This is a genomic window from Klebsiella sp. CN_Kp106 (assembly GCF_040064575.1).
GTDB lineage: Bacteria > Pseudomonadota > Gammaproteobacteria > Enterobacterales > Enterobacteriaceae > Klebsiella > Klebsiella michiganensis.
This window is the reverse complement of the sequence record NZ_JBEAIG010000049.1, coordinates 72,192-85,278: the sequence shown is the minus strand read 5'-3', so window position 1 is coordinate 85,278 and position 13,087 is coordinate 72,192. Positions and strand designations below refer to the sequence as shown.

Here is a 13,087-nt window from a genome sequence, read left to right as displayed (position 1 = left end):
AGAGACGTAATATGAAAAACGCTGACATGACCACTTTACTCGCCCAGTTTCCTCTACTGGAGGAGCTGATAGCCCTGAAAGAAACCACTTGGTTTAACCCGTCAACGACGTCGCTGGCGGAGGGGTTACCCTACGTTGGCCTGACGACAGAAGACGTTCAGGATGCCCACGCCCGCCTCGATCGTTTTGCGCCCTATCTGGCGGAAGCCTTTCCGGAAACCGCCGCCACCGGCGGGATTATCGAATCCGAGCTGGTGGCCATCCCGGCAATGAAGGCCCGGCTGGAAAAAACCTTTCGTCAGCCCATTGCTGGCGATCTGCTGCTGAAGAAAGACAGCCACCTGCCGATTTCCGGCTCGATTAAGGCCCGCGGCGGCATTTATGAAGTCCTGACCCACGCGGAAAAACTGGCGATCGACGCGGGATTGTTAAACACAGCCGACGACTACCGCAAGCTGCTGACCCCCGAGTTCAGGACGTTCTTCAGCCAGTACAGCATCGCCGTTGGCTCCACCGGCAACCTGGGGATGTCGATTGGCATAATGAGCGCGCGCATCGGCTTCAAGGTGACGGTCCATATGTCCGCCGACGCCAGAGCGTGGAAAAAGGCCAAACTGCGCAGCCACGGCGTGACGGTGGTGGAGTACGAAGAGGATTACGGCGTGGCGGTTGAGCAGGGGCGTAAAGCCGCCGAGTCCGACCCGAACTGCTTCTTTATCGATGATGAGAACTCGCGCACCCTGTTCCTCGGCTACTCCGTGGCCGGCGAGCGGCTAAAAGCGCAGTTTGCCCGCGAAGGGCGCGTGGTGGACGCCAGTCATCCGCTGTTTGTTTATCTGCCGTGCGGCGTTGGCGGCGGCCCCGGCGGCGTGGCGTTTGGCCTGAAGCTGGCGTTTGGCGATAACGTCCACTGCTTCTTCGCCGAACCGACCCACTCCCCTTGCATGCTGCTGGGGGTTTATACCGGCCTGCATGACCAGATTTCGGTTCAGGATCTGGGAATTGATAATCTGACCGCCGCGGACGGTCTGGCGGTAGGCCGCGCTTCCGGTTTCGTTGGCAGGGCAATGGAGCGCCTGCTGGATGGGTTCTACTCTCTCGATGACCAGACAATGTACGACATGCTGGGTTGGTTAGCCGAGGAAGAAGGTATTCGCCTGGAGCCGTCCGCGCTGGCCGGCATGGCCGGGCCGCAGCGGGTCTGCGCCAGCCAGGCGTATCAGCAGATGCACGGTTTCACCGCCGGGCAGATGCGCAATGCGACCCACCTTGTGTGGGCAACCGGCGGCGGCATGGTGCCGGAAGAGGAGATGGCGCAGTATCTGGCAAAAGGACGGTAAACCTCCCGTCAGGTCAACGCGATGGCGACGAAGCTTCTTTCGTCGCCATTTTTTAGCGCAGCAGATGCATAAGCTCAACCGGCGAACGGTGCTGATTGAGTAGATCGCGCAGAACGCGCATATAGGGGGCGCTCCAGCTATAAAACTGCCGGTAACCCTCGCATAGCGCATTGGAGCCATCCTCCAGACGCAGCTGCGGGCAGCCCCCACCGCATAATCTTAGCCAGGCGCAGCCCGCGCAGGCAGGCCCCGGCGGATTGTTGGCATACTGCACCGACTCGCCGCGCCAGGCGCGCAGCGTGGCCTCAAACAGCGGCACGACGATGCGGTTAGCATCTTCTTTAACCCAAATCGCAAACACCGCGCAGAGGAAATCCCCCCACAGCCGGGCGTCGGAAGGTTGCAGATGGGGAATAAACTTGATGGCCACGGCTCCCTGAGCGCTCAGTTGATGATAGACACGCTCGGGGCGTTGGCACGCCTGACGATCGATAATGACTTCCTGTACCGGAAGATCGCTCGCCAGCGATTTGCAGTTACCGCAGTGCCGATCGTCACCGTAATCGGCCTGACATCCTGTCATGTCATATCCTTAATAAACAAAATCACCTGTCGTATATGGGTTACAGCAAACAACAATGACAGGGAAAGTACTGCGAATGCGATCAAAAATTTGTCACGAACCGCCTGCGGCTGAGCAAAATCGCTTTGCTCAACGTTCATCAGATTGCGGCTGCGGGTATAGCGCCAGAGGATAAGGGCGGCGAACGGCAATATGCACAGCGAAATCCAGAATGCGATCCCCGCCTGATGCCAGTGGTGCTTAATCGCCAGCGCCAGCAGCGCGCCATAGCCTAAAAGGGTGCGAAACCAGGCCAGCGACGTACGCTCCGGCTGCAGGCCCGGATCGCTCTCGCGACGCGCCCGGCGATTATCCGGCATAGAGCACCAGCGCCATCACCACCACGATGACGAGGGTCAGCAGAATACTGATCAGCAGCAGCGTGCGGGTATAGGGAAGATCCTGTTTCAGCCGCATCGCCTTTTCGTTGCTCAGCCAGCGTATATAGCCGTAAATCGCCAGACCGCCGGCAAACAGGCACAGCAGCAGCGCCAGAATTTCGCGAATCAGCGGCGTAGCGAAATCCGGCGCCAGCTGGTCCAGGCCGACGCCACCGGCTAAAAAGCCAAGCGAAGTGCGGATCCACGCCAGAAAGGTACGTTCATTCGCCAGCGAGAAGCGGTAATCCGGCGCTTCACCAAGGCGGGATATTTTCATCATGACTCCTTGATGGATTCCCGGTTGCGTAAAATACCGCCGATTCTACCTGACTGCCAAAGCGGAGGGCATTAATAATCGCCCCGTTTCAGAGGAAGCTCAGGCCTGATAACCGTATAAAGTCGAGCTATCAGGCCGATAAATGAATAACCGGCACCCTGTGGCTGCCGGTCAGCAGGATTAATGCAGTTCCGGCCAGTACGCTTTATTGGCCGCAATCAGGTCATCAAGAATCGCTTTCGCAACGGATGCGCTCGGCACGGTTTTCGACAGCGCAATGGCCTGCCACAACTTGTGATAAGAGCGCTGTTCCCAGGCATCCACCACCAGTTTTTCCACCGCAACCTGCTGGCTCATCATCCCTTTCTGGAAGTGGGGAATATCGCCTACCGTCAACGGCTCCGGTCCGTTGTGGCCAACCAGGCACGGAATTTCCACCATCGCATCGGCGTCAAAGTTATGAATCGCCCCGTTGTTTGGCACAATCAGCAGCATGCGTTCCTGAGTATTAAAGGCAATCGCCGCCGCCAGATCGACGATGTAGGACGCGTGTTCGTCAATTTCCAGATCGCCTGCGGACGAGTGGCCCGCGGCAATAATGGCCCGGCAGGCGCTAAAGACGTTTTTCTCACGGTGGTCCATCACCTCGTTGGCGCGGGTGCGTTCCGGATTGGAGTGCGCCACGACGTAGTCCGGGAACAGATAATACTTAAGGTAAGTATTCGGCATCGTATCCGGATCCAGCGCCTGCACGTCCTTCGCCTTGGCGAAGGTGTCGTTCCAGCTCGCCTCGGTATGGGGATCGTTTGATGGCGGAACATAGCCGAATTTCGCCACGTGTTCGCGCAGTTTCGGCATCAAATCGTTACCCTGCAGATCTTCAATCGAGGTCCACCAGCCGAAGTGGTTCAGCCCATAATAGCGCACGCGCATCTGCTTGCGGTCCTTGAGGCCGACGATTTGCGCCATCCGCCCTTCGATACCGATCGGCATATCGCAAATGTTGAGAATTCTGGCGTTCGGACGCAGGCGACGGGTCGCTTCCGCCACAATGGCCGCCGGGTTGGAGTAGTTCAGCATCCAGGCGTTCGGCGAATATTTTTCCATATAGTCCACCAGCTCCAGGACGCCGCCGATGGAGCGCATACCGTAGGCTATACCGCCAGGGCCGCAGGTTTCCTGCCCCAGCACGCCGTGGCGCAGCGGAATTTTTTCATCTTTTTCACGCATCGGGTATTTGCCCACGCGGATATGCGCCATCACGAAATCAACGTCGGTAAAGGCCGCCTGCGGGTCGGTGGTATAGCTGAATTCAATCTCCGGCGCCTGCTCTTTGAGGATCACTTTGCACGCCTCGGCGATGGTCTCCTGACGCGCGCCGTCGTTGTCGTAAAATTTCAGCGACCGCAGCGGGAAGCGATCCTGGTTCGCTAACAGCATCAGCACGATGCCCGGGGTGAAGGTACTGCCGCCGCCTGCGATAACAACTGAGAATTTTTTCATGATACTGCCTCCGTCATGGTGGTTTGTTCGGTCTGTAGAGAATCTTTGATGAGGGTTTCCAGCTGGTCGCGCACCTGAGGAACGTGCAGGCCGACGATGACCTGAATTCCGTTGCCGCGGCGGACTACGCCGTGGGCGCCCAGCGCTTTAAAGACGTCGTCGCTTTGCGTCTTCGCCATATCGACCAGCGCGATGCGCAGCCGGGTGGCGCAGTTATTAATGCTTTCGATATTCCCCGCTCCGCCCAGCGCCTGCAGGAAGCCGGCGGCCTGGCCCAGTTTGGTATCCGCAGCCCCCGCGGCGCTGGTTTTGCCGCGCGCGGCCTGGTAATCCGCTTTGCTGTAGAGCTTAATTTCACTCTCTTCGCGGCCCGGCGTTTTCAGGTTCAGGCGCAGAATCAACGTGCGGAAGATGACGAAGTAGAGCGCGGTGAAGCACACGCCAACGCCTATCTGGATAAACATCATTGAGGCATGGTTGTGGAACATGGGGATCCAGTTTTGCGGCAGAAACTGGTCGAGCAGGCCGCCGCCAAAGTTGCCTACCACGCCGCAGATATACATCACCGTCGCCATAGTGGCCGCCAGCACCGCATGGACGGCAAACAGCAGCGGCGAGATAAACAGGAAGGTGAACTCTAACGGCTCGGTTATTCCCACCAGTACGGCGGTCAGGGTGGCGGGAATCAGCAGACCGGCGACTTTCACGCGATTTTCCGGCGCGGCGGTGTAGTAGAGCGCCAGCGCGATACCCACGGAACCAAAGACCTTCGAGTTACCGTGCAGCGCGAATCCGCCTTCCGGGAAGAGAGTTTTCAGCGCCTCGGTACTCTGGCTGAACTCATGTAAATGCTGCGCCCAGTAAACCTGAATACCGCTTTCCACTACCGCCGGGCCGAAAATAAACGGTCCGTAGACAAAGTGATGTAAACCGGTCGGGATCAGAATGCGCTCGAGGAAAATATAGACCCAGACCCCCAGCGCCCCGGCCGAGCGTAAGAAGGCCTGCAGCGATTCAATGCCCATCTGCACTTTTGGCCAGCCCAGCAAGGTCAGCCAGGCGCAGGGGATCATCGCCAGGAAGGCGACAATCACCACAAACGAGGAGCCCTGGAAAATCCCCAGAAACACCGGCAGCGGTTTATCGAAGTAGCGGTTATGCAGGGCGGTCACCAGCCCGGAGATAACGATCGCGCCGATAATGCTGGTATCGAGCGTTTTAATCCCGGCCATCATCGTCAGGCCGCTGCCTGGCGTCGGCTCCACGGAAAAATCGACGCCGAAGAAGTGGCCCCAGGTCATCCCCATGGCGTTGATGAAGTAGTTCCAGGTGAGGAAGCTGACCAGTACCGCCAGGCAGGCCCGGCCCTGGGCCTGTCTCGCCAGGCCGATCGGCAGACCGACGGCGAAAATCAGCGGCATATTACGAAAGACGGTCCAGCCGCCCTCTTCAACAATGTGAACGATCTGAGCAAATAAACTATCGGGTGCTGTGAGCGCTTCCCCGACGAACATCGGGTTGCGCAGCATAATGGCGATACCCACCACGATCCCGGCGAAAGGAAAGAGTAAAACCGGGGTAAACATGGCGCCGCCAAAGCGTTGTATTTGACTGAGCATTTGAAAATCCTCATATAACAACTCATAGGGTGAGTGGCCTTATCCATACCCGACATGCTTCACGTACCGCGGTGAATGATTCAGGGTAATTATTTGTACTGGCCTGAAACGAGAATAGAAATTTGCCCGGTCAACAACATGCGGCGCCGTTACGATTCGTGATCGCTTTCATGGTTTTAATTGCGCCAATGTTGTCTACTTTTTAAGTAAAAATTAGACATCCTGAATTGCGCTGATTACGCCTCTGTAACGAAGCGTATTTATCCATATGTATTAACTCTATTTTTAAAGCTAATAATCCGTGCATCATCGTTTTCAACTGAGTGAATAGAGGTCTACTGGTGATCTACAAATCCATCGCCGACAGATTACGTTTGCGTCTCAACTCCTCCGATTTCGAAGTCGGCAGCCCGCTTCCCGGGGAAAAAAAGCTGGCGGAAGAGTTCGGCGTCGCGCGCATGACTATCCGCAAAGCCATCGATCTGCTGGTCACCTGGGGACTGGTGGTGCGTCGGCACGGCTCCGGCACCTACGTCGCCCGCAAAGACCTGCATCATGAAACCAGCAATCTGACCGGGCTGGCCGAGGTGCTGCGCAAGCAGGGTAAAGAGGTGGTCAGCCGGGTATTGGTTTTTGAGGTGATGCCCGCCCCCCCGGCTATCGCCAGCCTGCTGCGGATACAAATTGATGAACGGATCTACTTCTCGCGCCGGGTGCGCTATGTCGATGGCAAGCCGCTAATGCTGGAGGACAGCTATATGCCGGTGAAGCTGTTTCGCAATCTGTCGCTGGTGCATCTGGAAGGGTCGAAGTTCGATTACATCGAGAAGGAGTGTGGCATAACCATTAGCGGCAACTATGAAACGCTGTCGCCGGTGCTGGCGGACAGGCAGCTGGCGCAGTCGATGAACGTGCCGGAGCAGACGCCGCTGCTGCGTATAACCTCCCTTTCCTACAGCGACAGCGGCGAGTTTCTTAACTATTCGGTGATGTTCCGTAACGCCAGCGAGTATCAGGTGGACTACCACCTGCGGCGCGTCCAGGCGGAGAATCCGTTAACCTATCCCCCAGAACAGCACCGCCAGTAGCTGCGGCGTGATAATACGTAAGAACATGACCAGCGGATAAACGGTCGCGTAAGAGAGCGCCGCCGCGCCGCTGGTGGCATGCAGGTTGTTGGCAAAGGCCAGCGCGGGCGGGTCGGTCATTGAACCGGCCAGCATCCCGCACAGGGTCAGGTAGTTCATCTTCGCCAGCATCCGCGCCAGAATACCGACAGCCAGCAGTGGGATAGCGGTGATAAAGATGCCGTAGACAATCCAGCTCATGCCATCACCGTCAATCAGCGTCGCCACAAAATCGCCGCCGGATTTCAGGCCAACCACCGCGAGAAACAGCACAATGCCCAGCTCGCGCAGCGCAAGGTTAGCGCTGGGCGGCATAAACCAGTAGAGCTTACCGATGCTGCCGATACGCCCGAGGATCAGCGCCATAATCAGCGGCCCCCCTGCCAGGCCCAGCTTCAGCGCCGCCGGGAACCCCGGAATAAACAGCGGAATGGAGCCCAGCAGCACGCCCAGGCCAATACCGATAAATACCGGCAGCATCTGCACCTGCTGCAGTTTTTGCTGGGCGTTGCCCAGCTCGGCGGCCACCGCGTCAATCGCCTCCGGACGGCCGACGAGGTTAAGAATATCGCCGAACTGCAGGCTGGCATGGCTGCTGGCGACCAGCTCAACCCCGGCGCGATTGAGTCGCGAGATCACCACGTCATAGCGCTGTTTAAAGTGCAGATCGCGTATGCGTTTACCCAATACTTTTTCGTTAGTGACCACCACGCGCTCGACTTTCAGATCGGTACCGCGCGTGGAGAGCGAAGTGGAAACCTCCTTGCCAATCACCAGCTGGGCATTGTGTAAATCCTCCGGTCGCCCGACCAGGTGCAGCAGGTCCCCGAGCTGAATCAGGGTATTCGGCGCGGGCACCATTAGCATCTCCTCGCGCTTGAGGCGCGAGCAGATCAGCTTGTCGCTGTTAAGCATCGGCACATCCTGAATCGCCATATTGTTCAGGTTGGGGTTTTCGACCCGCACGTTGATGGTCTGAAGATGCGCGTGGCCGTTGCCGCTGATCTCGTCAAACTGCTGGGCTTCTTTCTCGACGTTGATGCGGAAAAACAGTCGCACCAGCCACATGGTCAGCAAAATGCCGCAGATGCCAAACGGATAGGCCATGGCGTAGCTCATCCCCATCTGATCGACGGTATCAAGCGGTACGCCAAGGTCGCGCAGGATCTGCTGCCCGGCCCCCAGCGCAGGCGTGTTGGTTACCGCGCCGGAGAAGATGCCGAGCACCACGGGAAGAGGGATATCGAACAGTTTATGCAGGACCGCGGTGACCAGGCCGCCGAGAATGACGATCAGAATAGCGAAGAGGTTCAGCCGCAGGCCGGAGACGCGCAGCGAGGCGAAGAAGCCCGGCCCCACCTGGATACCGATGGTATACACGAAGAGAATCAGGCCAAATTCCTGAATAAAGTGCAGCATAGGGCTGCTGAGCGTAATGCCCGCCTGGTCCACAAAGTGGCCGACGATAATACCGCCAAACAGCACGCCTCCGATACCGAAGCCGACACCGCGCACTTTTACATTGCCGATCCACAATCCGACGACCGCCACCAGCGCCAATACGCTAACGGTCAATGCTATATCACTCATCGTCTCTTCCCTGTGTATAACATTACTCACAATGAGGATTATGACCGGTACTCACCAGGCTGTATGCCGCCTGGCGCACAATAATCACGGGATCAGCCAACGACCATTTTGTTGAACACAGCAAGAAAGGACAAAGTAATGCGTATCACGCACAAAAAAGCCCCGAACATCGGGGCTTTATAGGTGGTTAGCTTAATTAGCTATCTAACGCGGGGCGCTCGCTGATGGCGATGCGCTGCGGTGCGATCTGTTCCGGCTCGTTGCGGGTCAAATCGATATGCAGCAGGCCGTTGGTAAAGGTTGCCCCGGAGACTTCCATATTTTCGGCGAGCGTGAAGCTCAGGCTAAACGCCTGGTTAACCAGCCCCTGATGCAGCCATTTGGTCTCTTTTTCCGGCTGCTGCGGCGCGCCTTTTACCGTCAGGCGCGTGCCTTCAAGCTGGATATCCAAATCTTCCTGACGGAAACCGGCCAGCGCAAGGGTAATGCGATAGTGGTTGTCGTCGCTTTTTTCGATGTTATAGGGCGGGAAGGTCTGGCTTTCACCGGCGGTTTGTAGCGCGTTGGCCAGTTTGTCAAAACCGATCCATTGACGCAGCAGCGGGGATAAATCGTAGTTACGCATAGTCTTTCTCCTTCTAAGAAGCGAGTGGATATCTGCAAATCCTGTGGATTCGCCTTTGCCCCCTGACGGCGGGCAGTTTTTTGAATGAATACCGGGCCGCCTTCGCGGCCCAACAAATTAGTTGATCTCGATACGGCGCGGCTTATTCGCTTCAGGAATAACTCGCTCAAGGTCGATATACAGCAGACCGTTTACCAGGTTGGCGCCGCGAATATGAATATTTTCCGCAAGCTGGAATTTACGCTCAAAATTGCGTTCAGCGATGCCCTGATACAGGTAAGTGCGCTCTTTCTGCTCGGCGGCATGGGCGCCTTTTACGATAAGCAGATTATCCTGCGCGGTAATTTCCAGTTCGCTCTCGGCAAAACCGGCAACGGCAATCGCGATGCGGTAGTTGTTCTCGTCTACTAACTCAACGTTGTACGGAGGATAGCCGCCATTACTCTGGCTTTGATTATTTTCTAACAGATTGAAAAGGCGGTCGAAACCAATAGCAGAACGATACAGCGGGGAGAGATCGAAATTACGCATAATACATAGCTCCTGAAATCAGCGAGAATTATCTGACCTTCCATCATGGACAGGCCGTTATTACCCGGAATACCCATTCGGCGTATTCTCCGGGAGACACATTCCTAAAATGGGTATATCCATGGCCTTTTCAAGGGGAAATGGGCAATTTTTTTTGCAGTTTGCGGTCTATTGCTTAGACTGGAGGGACAGCACAAAAGGCAAAGTGCGACGCCTGCCACAGTGCGGCGCAATGGCACTATGCATCCATGGAATGGCCCGATATAACCGATATGTACGCCATTCTTCAGGCCGCGGCTCTGTTGGCTGCGCCCTGCATGATTTTGTACATAGAAGGTTCTATCAACGCCCGTAACGATGACGGAAAAATGATGAAAAACGGTCTGTTAAAGCTGGTCCTGTTCAGCGGGATGATAAGTTTAGGCGGTTGCTCCAGCGTGATGTCACATACCGGCGGTAAGGAAGGAACCTATCCGGGAACGCGCGCCAGCGCGCAAATGCTGGGAGATAGCGATGCCAACTGGGGTACGAAATCCCTGGTGGCGCTGGATATGCCGCTCACGGCCGTTATGGACACGCTGCTGCTACCGTGGGATATGTTCCGCACCGATAGCTCGGTTAAATCGCGCGTGGAAAAGAGCGAGAAAGAGACGCTGGCGACCAACGCAGTGATCCCGCCAGCGCCAATGCCGAACCCCTGATTTAGCGCGCCGTTGTGGTTACCCACAGCTGGCGGTAACTGTCCACCTCCTCCATCCAGGCAAGCCGTGTGCCGTCTGGCGAAAAGACGACCGCGTCGGCCGAAGGCGGATTGGCATGCTCATCGGTCAAAAAGCCGATTTCCCCGCTCCGCGCATCACAAAGCGCGATGCGGTTTTCCAGCACAAAGCCCAGCCATTTTCCTGATGGATGCCAGTTAAACGCCGACTGGATATCGGATCGGTTGTGGGTCAGCTGCCGCAGCTTGTCTCCCTGCGCCGAGATAAGCCACATTTGCACCACGCCGGCCTCGTCGCGCATCAGAAAAGCGATGTCCGTTGCCGACGGATTAGCGCGCACCCAATGACGCGGCGTATTCACCAGTCCCGGGTAACGGCGTTGGTGGGTAAACGTTAAGCGACGCTGAATAACGCCGGCAGGGGGAGCCGGCATCGTGGTTTCCGTTCCTGCCAATGGCGCATCGCCAGACTGCTTCCAGCCCTGCCCGCTCTCCGGCAGCTCGACAATAAATAGCTCCGGCACTTTGTCGCCATTTACCGCCAGCGTATCGCCAATAAACGCCAGCGCCCGGTTGCCCACCCAGCCCTCTTCATAGGCGCGATTAATCTCGTCGCTGCCCGGCGCGGGGGTCGGCGTTGTGCGGCTGACCAGCACGCACCAGTGGCTGCCGCCGTATTCTCGTGGATGATCCCCACGCGGTGCTACCGGGCCATAGGGAACCGCCACGCCAACGTTGCGCAAATCCAGCGCCGGATCGCGTTCATGCAGCACGTGGTCGTTATAGGTAAAGCTGACAAATTCGCCGTTCGGGCTGAAGACATGCACATGGCTGCCGCCGCGCAGCGCGCCGGGTGTATAGGGGGCGGAAATATCCATCGCATCGAGGTTGTGCGTTTCGCCCTGCCAGGAGACCACGCCGCGACGATGGTGGAAATCGTAATGCCAGCGCTCGTCAGGGTTTTCCGGCCCGTGGATAAAGACATATTTATCTATCGATGGATGAACGGTCACCACGCCAACGTACGCGCCCTGTCCGGCACAGTAGAGGATCTCAACCTCTCCCGTCTCGACATTCACCCGCTCGATGGTTTCGCCGGTAAAAGAGGCGCCAGAGGGACGAACGTCAAAGACCAGCCACCGGCTGTCCGCCGTCCAGGCGCGCGTGTTGGTAAGTTGATGATGACGGGGAGCAAAGGTGACTTGTTTCATAAACATACCCTGATGCGAGACTTTCGCATCAGGGTATCGTATCGGAAAGAATTAGCCTACTCGTTTGACATCCCCCACCAGCAGGATGTAAGAGAGCGCGCCCACCAGCGCAATAACGGAAATATAAACCAGCGCAGGAGCAAAACCATAGTCCTGGGCCAGATAACCCACCACCAGCGGAACGGTGATACCGCCCAGCCCGCCGACGAAATTAAACATTCCACCGGTCAACCCGATAAGCCGCATCGGCGCAAGCGAAGAGACCAGCGACCAGGTAATGGAGGCGAAGCCGTTACCGAAGAAGGCCAGCGCCATCAGGACCATAATCCACACCGGATCGTTGGTATAGTTTGCGCCCATGATGCAGGTCGAGATCAGCAGGCCGCAGATAATCGGGGTTTTACGCGCGGCGCCTAATGAGAAACCTTTTCTCACCAGCCTGTCCGCCAGCCAGCCGGAGAGCAGCACGCCAACAAAGGCGGCAAGGAACGGAACTGTGGTCATAAAGCCCGCTTTCAGCGCCGTAATCCCCTTTTCCTGGGTCAGATAGTTAGGGAACCAGGTCAGGAAGAACCACAGCGTCGAGGTCACGGCAAACTGCCCAAGATAAACGCCAATCAGTTTGCGATGGAATACCAGCTTCCAGTCGGCTTTGGTCAGCGGCTGCCGCGCCTCTTTTTTAACGGGCGCATCGCCGTCCACCAGACCACCGCCGTCGCGAATATAATCCAGCTCGGCTTTGCTGATGCTTTTCGTCAGACGCGGCGGCTGATAAACCTTAATCCAAATCAGTGACCATACGATCCCGATAGCGCCGGTAACGATAAATACCCAGTGCCAGCTCAGCATTTCCTGAATCCAGATTAATAGCGGGGTCAGGAATGCCAGCCCGACAAACTGGCCTGAGGTGTAAAAACCGACGGCTGATGCGCGCTCGTGCTCCGGAAACCAGCTGGTCACCATGCGATTATTGGTGGGAAACGCCGGCGCTTCAAATATCCCGGTAATCGCGCGCAGGCCAATCAACGACATTAGCCCCGTGGCAAATCCCTGCAGTAGCGTCGCCACCGACCAGCCAAAAATAGCGATAAAGTAGGTCAGCCTTGAGCCCACGCGGTCAAGGAACCAACCGCCGGGAATCTGGCAAAGCGTATACAGCCACGCGAAGGCGGAAAATACATATCCCATTTCCGCTTTGGTAATACCAAACTCTTCCTGAATATGCGCCGATGCCACCGCAAGGTTGGCGCGATCAACATAACAAATCACCACGGTAATAAAGATCATAATCAGCGTCAAATAACGACGACGCCCGGGTTTTGCAGCTGTAACTGAAATATCCATCGCAATCTGTCTCCAGATTTTGGGCATAGCGAGGCCGCTCACCATGCCCGGTAATTTACAGAGGGTTTATTTAAATTTTTTATTAATAACTTAACCGTAATGCGCTAAATAATTTGTGCTGGGGAAAGGCGGCAAATTTTCGCATTCCCAGGAGCATACATTAGTATGTGACTGGGATAAGAAAATGCAGCCAACGCATC

Annotated in this window: 13 protein-coding genes and 1 other annotated feature; of the genes, 3 read left to right on the top strand and 10 right to left on the bottom strand. The window is 56.6% G+C overall.

Going from position 1 to position 13,087, the window contains the following annotated elements:
- Positions 1 to 11 precede the first annotated feature (11 nt).
- Positions 12 to 1,340, top strand: coding sequence for a D-serine ammonia-lyase (dsdA, locus tag ABLU96_RS15405; RefSeq protein WP_014227321.1), 1,329 nt, complete (start codon positions 12 to 14; stop codon positions 1,338 to 1,340).
- A gap of 52 nt (positions 1,341 to 1,392) precedes the next feature.
- Here the strand turns inward: dsdA and ABLU96_RS15400 are convergent, their stop codons facing one another.
- From ABLU96_RS15400 to ABLU96_RS15380, 5 genes are all read right to left on the bottom strand, one after another.
- Entirely contained in the window at positions 1,393 to 1,923 is a 531-nt protein-coding gene (locus ABLU96_RS15400; RefSeq protein WP_004855659.1) for a radical SAM protein, read from the bottom strand.
- On the bottom strand, positions 1,920 to 2,282 hold the full coding sequence (locus ABLU96_RS15395; RefSeq protein ID WP_014227322.1) for a DUF202 domain-containing protein: 363 nt from the start codon (positions 2,280 to 2,282) through the stop codon (positions 1,920 to 1,922). The genes ABLU96_RS15400 and ABLU96_RS15395 overlap by 4 nt, the downstream gene beginning before the upstream one ends.
- Positions 2,272 to 2,619 (bottom strand): DUF202 domain-containing protein, encoded by a 348-nt coding sequence (locus ABLU96_RS15390; protein WP_004855665.1) that lies wholly within the window; start codon positions 2,617 to 2,619, stop codon positions 2,272 to 2,274. Before ABLU96_RS15390 ends, ABLU96_RS15395 begins: the two co-directional genes overlap by 11 nt.
- Positions 2,620 to 2,799: 180 nt before the next feature.
- Positions 2,800 to 4,122: a 6-phospho-alpha-glucosidase gene (locus ABLU96_RS15385; RefSeq protein ID WP_004855669.1), complete on the bottom strand. Its 1,323-nt coding sequence runs from the start codon at positions 4,120 to 4,122 to the stop codon at positions 2,800 to 2,802.
- Complete coding sequence (locus ABLU96_RS15380; RefSeq protein WP_032751816.1) at positions 4,119 to 5,741, bottom strand: alpha-glucoside-specific PTS transporter subunit IIBC; 1,623 nt, start codon at positions 5,739 to 5,741, stop codon at positions 4,119 to 4,121. The genes ABLU96_RS15385 and ABLU96_RS15380 overlap by 4 nt, the downstream gene beginning before the upstream one ends.
- Positions 5,742 to 6,082: 341 nt before the next feature.
- Here ABLU96_RS15380 and ABLU96_RS15375 point away from each other — a divergent pair, with 341 nt between their 5' ends.
- Positions 6,083 to 6,829, top strand: a complete 747-nt coding sequence (locus tag ABLU96_RS15375; protein WP_014227323.1) for a GntR family transcriptional regulator — start codon at positions 6,083 to 6,085, stop codon at positions 6,827 to 6,829.
- Here ABLU96_RS15375 and ABLU96_RS15370 read toward each other — a convergent pair.
- The 3 genes from ABLU96_RS15370 to ibpA form a co-directional block, all read right to left on the bottom strand.
- Positions 6,797 to 8,458: a putative transporter gene (locus tag ABLU96_RS15370; RefSeq protein ID WP_004855675.1), complete on the bottom strand. Its 1,662-nt coding sequence runs from the start codon at positions 8,456 to 8,458 to the stop codon at positions 6,797 to 6,799. The genes ABLU96_RS15375 and ABLU96_RS15370 overlap by 33 nt on opposite strands.
- Positions 8,459 to 8,654: 196 nt before the next feature.
- Complete coding sequence (gene ibpB / locus ABLU96_RS15365) at positions 8,655 to 9,083, bottom strand: small heat shock chaperone IbpB (protein ID WP_004126915.1); 429 nt, start codon at positions 9,081 to 9,083, stop codon at positions 8,655 to 8,657.
- Positions 9,084 to 9,200: 117 nt separating this feature from the next.
- Positions 9,201 to 9,614, bottom strand: coding sequence for a small heat shock chaperone IbpA (ibpA, locus tag ABLU96_RS15360; RefSeq protein ID WP_004126917.1), 414 nt, complete (start codon positions 9,612 to 9,614; stop codon positions 9,201 to 9,203).
- Positions 9,608 to 9,682: a sequence feature (ROSE (Repression Of Heat Shock gene Expression) occurs in the 5'-region of heat shock genes and acts as an RNA thermometer to modulate expression.), on the bottom strand. Its footprint overlaps the gene before it by 7 nt.
- Positions 9,683 to 9,985: 303 nt before the next feature.
- Between ibpA and ABLU96_RS15355 the strand changes: the two genes are divergently transcribed.
- Entirely contained in the window at positions 9,986 to 10,315 is a 330-nt protein-coding gene (locus tag ABLU96_RS15355; RefSeq protein ID WP_162097183.1) for a YceK/YidQ family lipoprotein, read from the top strand.
- A 1-nt stretch (position 10,316) separates the two neighbouring features.
- On the opposite strand, the gene ABLU96_RS15350 is transcribed toward ABLU96_RS15355, so the two are convergent.
- The gene (locus ABLU96_RS15350) at positions 10,317 to 11,543 is read right to left on the bottom strand and encodes a DUF3748 domain-containing protein (RefSeq protein WP_064406031.1); all 1,227 of its coding nucleotides are present in this window, start codon (positions 11,541 to 11,543) and stop codon (positions 10,317 to 10,319) included.
- A 51-nt stretch (positions 11,544 to 11,594) separates the two neighbouring features.
- Positions 11,595 to 12,932, bottom strand: a complete 1,338-nt coding sequence (locus ABLU96_RS15345) for an MFS transporter (RefSeq protein WP_071846050.1) — start codon at positions 12,930 to 12,932, stop codon at positions 11,595 to 11,597.
- Between the last annotated feature and the right edge of the window lie 155 nt (positions 12,933 to 13,087).

Coding starts and splice junctions, on each gene's coding strand:
- ibpB (WP_004126915.1), bottom strand. CDS start 9,083: ATGCGTAACTACGATTTATCCCCGCTGCTGCGTCAATGGATCGGTTTT.
- ABLU96_RS15385 (WP_004855669.1), bottom strand. CDS start 4,122: ATGAAAAAATTCTCAGTTGTTATCGCAGGCGGCGGCAGTACCTTCACC.
- ABLU96_RS15380 (WP_032751816.1), bottom strand. CDS start 5,741: ATGCTCAGTCAAATACAACGCTTTGGCGGCGCCATGTTTACCCCGGTT.
- dsdA (WP_014227321.1), top strand. CDS start 12: ATGAAAAACGCTGACATGACCACTTTACTCGCCCAGTTTCCTCTACTG.
- ABLU96_RS15400 (WP_004855659.1), bottom strand. CDS start 1,923: ATGACAGGATGTCAGGCCGATTACGGTGACGATCGGCACTGCGGTAAC.
- ibpA (WP_004126917.1), bottom strand. CDS start 9,614: ATGCGTAATTTCGATCTCTCCCCGCTGTATCGTTCTGCTATTGGTTTC.
- ABLU96_RS15395 (WP_014227322.1), bottom strand. CDS start 2,282: ATGCCGGATAATCGCCGGGCGCGTCGCGAGAGCGATCCGGGCCTGCAG.
- ABLU96_RS15345 (WP_071846050.1), bottom strand. CDS start 12,932: ATGGTGAGCGGCCTCGCTATGCCCAAAATCTGGAGACAGATTGCGATG.
- ABLU96_RS15350 (WP_064406031.1), bottom strand. CDS start 11,543: ATGAAACAAGTCACCTTTGCTCCCCGTCATCATCAACTTACCAACACG.
- ABLU96_RS15390 (WP_004855665.1), bottom strand. CDS start 2,619: ATGAAAATATCCCGCCTTGGTGAAGCGCCGGATTACCGCTTCTCGCTG.
- ABLU96_RS15370 (WP_004855675.1), bottom strand. CDS start 8,458: ATGAGTGATATAGCATTGACCGTTAGCGTATTGGCGCTGGTGGCGGTC.
- ABLU96_RS15355 (WP_162097183.1), top strand. CDS start 9,986: ATGAAAAACGGTCTGTTAAAGCTGGTCCTGTTCAGCGGGATGATAAGT.